Annotated in this window: 3 protein-coding genes; all 3 read left to right on the forward strand. The window is 40.1% G+C overall.

Annotated elements, in window-relative coordinates:
- Positions 1 to 248: 248 nt before the first annotated feature.
- Positions 249 to 1,670, forward strand: coding sequence for a site-specific integrase (locus tag SIK97_RS00850; protein WP_239692895.1), 1,422 nt, complete (start codon positions 249 to 251; stop codon positions 1,668 to 1,670).
- Positions 1,633 to 3,303, forward strand: a complete 1,671-nt coding sequence (locus tag SIK97_RS00855) for a hypothetical protein (protein WP_023300116.1) — start codon at positions 1,633 to 1,635, stop codon at positions 3,301 to 3,303. Before SIK97_RS00850 ends, SIK97_RS00855 begins: the two co-directional genes overlap by 38 nt.
- A partial coding sequence (locus tag SIK97_RS00860; RefSeq protein WP_319610910.1) for a hypothetical protein occupies positions 3,300 to 4,519 on the forward strand: 1,220 nt, incomplete at its 3' end. The genes SIK97_RS00855 and SIK97_RS00860, both read left to right, overlap by 4 nt.

Here is a 4,519-nt window from a genome sequence, read left to right on the forward strand (position 1 = left end):
ATTATGTTAAATATGGTGGGTTTGCTCTTAAGTTCATGAGTCCCTCTCTTTCAGGAACTTACCGATGAATCAGTCAGTTGCCAAAGTTTAGTTGTGGACTTACGATGACTTCATAACACAAAAATTACGGGGCATCCGCTAAGTTCATGGCATATACCATCTTACATTTATCGAGGAACAACCAGAGAACTCATCTCATAGTTGATGATGTGACTACCCTACCGGTCATGTTCGCCACAATTTATGGAATGAATGAACTGAGCAAGAAAAGCCTAGGGACTCAAGAAAACATTTTGTGTTCGCTGCGTTTCTTTTACGTCTATTACTATAAGAAGCATAAACAAACATTTGACTACGATTTCTATCGGTCTGGCTACAATATCTCCTGTTTTATCAGGGAGCTTGATGGCTTCTTTACTTATCTGCTCGGGAAGCAGCACCTGAGTGACGAGACCGACATAATCTCTAACGGGTTTTTACATTCGGCACTCTCCAGAACCAACAAGTCCACCTATGGTAACCACGTCAGAAACGTTGGCCGATTCCTTAAGTATCTCAACTATAGATATATGAATCTGGCATACCAAGATATGTCACCTACTGAAGCTCACCAGATTAACCAGGCGAACCATAGAGATCTCGCTGCCAGAATTAAGGTCTTCAATAGAGTTGAAGTATCCAGGAACGAACCAGCTCACCGATACAAAAGTATCACCAGCCAGCAAAGTATCGAACTAACGAACATGTTAATCCCCTCCACTCCTGAATTTTCAGATATCGAGACCGGCGAACTATTCACGGCCGTGGTTAATCCCCAAAACCCATTCGATTCAGGATTTCAACAATACCGTAACTACCTTATTCACCGGTTAATGTTTAACTATGGCTTACGTGTTGGTGAAGTTCAATTGTTGATGAAGGATTGCGTGGGGCCAACCCTTCCAGACTCACGAGGTAACATTCGTTTCATCCTGATTGTACAAAATCTTCGAGATGATGTAGTTGACCCAAGGAAACAACAACCTTCACTCAAGACTGAGCATTCACAGCGACAAATCGAACTAACCGAAGATGACTTCATTATGTTTACCATTTATATGGAGCAATATCGGTCCCCATTATTTGAAGAGAAAAAAATTGTTGACCATGAGTTTGTTTTTATTAAAGGCTCAGGTAGGTTAACTCCATTAACTTACGATGCAATTCGAACATTTTATAAGGAAAAAATTGATCCGGCATTCATTGCCCTATTCCCTCATTATCGTACGAAAAGTAATAAAAATATTAATAATATGGTTAATATAACACCACACGTTGGGCGGCATACTTGGGCTAATATCACTCTTGAGTTTATTTACAATAGTCTCCTGAGTGAATCACTAATACTGGCGCAAGACTATGGTATTCGAGCAAGGATGAATGGAGTACTTGAACCAGCTATTGAACAACTTCGTGCTTTAGGCGGCTGGTCACTGACCAGTAAAGTTCCATTAAGATATGCCAAGCGGTTTATTGAAGTGGTGAGTAACCAGAGCAACTATAAGCGTACGAAACATTCAGATATGCATTTAGCTTCCCCAGAAACAAACATTTCGCAAAGAAAAACCTCCAACTTGCTAGAAGATAATGTTTATGACGAAGACTTCACATTCAAAGATCTATTCAACTGAGAGCGGTATCACCGGGGGTGGTTTTTTTAAAACCCATCCCCTTCACTTTACAAAAGAACAGCTTGAATGGATTGAAAATATTCAGCTCCCTAAACGATTGTTTTTAATAAGTGCAACAGAATTTGATGACCGATATTTATATCTACATGATGATTGGCGTTACAGATTCTCAGGTAATAATTTGGCTATATTATTCTCTACTGGTAAATACTTTTGTGATTTATCACCAGTTTCACTCAAGCTCTTGAAATACTTAACGATCGCGTACATTAATGAGAACTCGGCAAGTGTTGCTGATAAATTTGCTCAGTTTGTCGCAACAACTTTCAAACAAATTGAGGTTATCACTCGCGAAAGCCTTATTGAAAAAATGCAAATGCTAGTTGCGAAGACTGAGCGAAATCACTCAGACAGCAGTCAGTTCTATTACACCCTCTATGCATTACGAAAACTTGATCGTAATGGATTCTTCGAAAGTAAGGATGACAGTGATGAGCTGGAAGATCTATTGCTGGAAGTGCCACGCCCTAGGAACAATAACTGGGCTCGCTACCAAAACCTAGACCTCGTTATACCAGAAGAAGTATGCCTAATGATAGAAAATGGCATTCAACGTTGGGCATCTAAGCTATGTCCAAAAATTGATGTTGAAGAAAATAAAAACATTCATCTGGAAACTGTAAGGAAAACCATTAAAATTGATACATTACGGGACTGCATTATTATTGGCATAGTTTATTACATTGGGGCCAGACCTGTACAGATCGGTAAACTTTCCGGAGGCGATTTTATCGTTGATACCGAGAATAAGTACGGGATGCGTTATTCAGTACTTGTGCCATATGCCAAAAAGTCAAAACTAACTATCGATCGAGTTCGAGTTGCAATTCCGGAAGAACTTGGAAAGTTAATCTTACTGTATAAGTACCTAGTTGGAATTGGTGATACCGACCCGATATTTTCCATCATAGTATCTTCAATGAAGATGGTGGAAGCGTCATTAAAGAAAATGCTTTTCAGATTTTCACCACAAGAGATTCAGGAGGCAGTAAAAAACGATGATTATCAACTACCTGTATATACCGCAAGCCTCTTTCGTCACAACGTTGGTCACTCAATGGCAATGAGTGGTGCCAGTGCTCCTGAGATAGCTTATATATTGGGACAATCCTCTTATGTTGTTGCAGATCGATACATTGCAGCCACCCCTGAGCTGGCTGATATTCGTGAGGCAGCTTTGGGTCGCAACCCTGTGTTTAAGAACATGATGGCACTCATGTTGACTGGGAATTTAGTTCACAGCAGCGAATGGGAAGGTCGCAATGTTGCAGGGTCAATTGGTGGGCAACTTCATTACCATCTCGGTGGATGTAATTATGAAGAAGACATTTGCCCCTTTGCACAGGGTCGTGGATGTTACGGTTGCCTGTATTTCAAACCATTTATAGATGGAAACCACAAAAAAGTATTTCTTTCGCTGAATGATGAAATCCAAAATGTTCGTGATGTTGCCGATGATGCTGGCATTTTAAATCATCCACTTCTCAAGGAATTAGTGCGGCGGAAAGAGCATGTAAATCAGGTTATGGCTCGCATTGAAATGGCAAAGGCCGGAGGACTATTTAATCGATGACTACACAAATAACAATACGTAATAAACAGGCGGATAATCTTCTTATTTATATAGAGAAATATAAAGCAAAATTTGAAGAGCGTCTTGTTGCCTACAATGCTGTTGGACAACTGGAGTGGAATGCCGGTTCCTGGCGTTTTGGTGAGAAAGGTGTTGCATGGCTTAAAGAAACAAAAGATCGCGGCTTTAAGTGGGACGAAGTTTCTAGTCGTATTAAGGGGCTCTCACAAATGAATATTTCTTCGGAATTTCAGGATTTTATGCGAGCTTATCACATGCATCTGGTGTGTATCATTGGCGGATTACCATCAGGTTCTACACTAGACAAACCATTACAGGTCATGAAGCGCTGGTATTGGGAAATGGTAAATAAAACAGGTCAAACGCATCCAATGTATCTGACTTCCGATATTATTCATGCAGCGATGGAGCGGCATCATGAGAATTCTGACAGTCCTGATAATGTCAGTGACTATTGCGATATTGCAGTAAAGGCCATTGCTTTACTACGTCAATATGATCTTTTCTTAGTTAATATTGAAGTCAAAAATAAGTATCCTTATCGAAATGGTTCTAACAGCACTAAAGAAAGGAAGAAAGCGCAAGAAGCCACCCCTGATCAAACTGATGATGAAAGACTCATATCAATCCGTGCATTTATGTGTGTTATTGAGTTGATCGCTTTAGCTGAGAATAGTTATCAGCGTATCTTTTACAATATGTTGTTACTCACAATTATTTGCGGTTTCCGTTTCCAGGAAATAATGTTGCTGAAAATGACTTCTTTGGTTAAGCGAGAAATTACGGATAAAGATAAACGTCAGCACGCAATAGATCAAGACTGGCCTACTTACAGGTTGGGTATTGAGTATCTTGGTGCAAAAAAGGCTGGATGGCGGATCCATTGGCTGGCGCCAAGCACTTATTCTGTCGTTGAGATGATTTATAAATCTGTTCGAGAATTGACCTCTGGGTTCCGTAAAACGATTCAGGGCTTCAGAGATTCTAATTTCACTAATATGCTCCCAGGTAAGATCGCTGATTTTCCTGATGAATGGATTGAGCAAAATTATCTTGAAGACATCATGTTTAGTGGTTCTGGTGGCTCCAGGAATGATCTTGGAAAGAGTATTCGGAATTCCATTGCGAACTTTAGCGGACATAAACCTAAGGTAATACCCGTTCATAAACAGAAGAACAGCTGGTACTTCACTAA

The organism is Klebsiella sp. JN_Kp126 (assembly GCF_033843325.1).
GTDB classification, from domain to species: Bacteria; Pseudomonadota; Gammaproteobacteria; order Enterobacterales; family Enterobacteriaceae; genus Klebsiella; species Klebsiella michiganensis.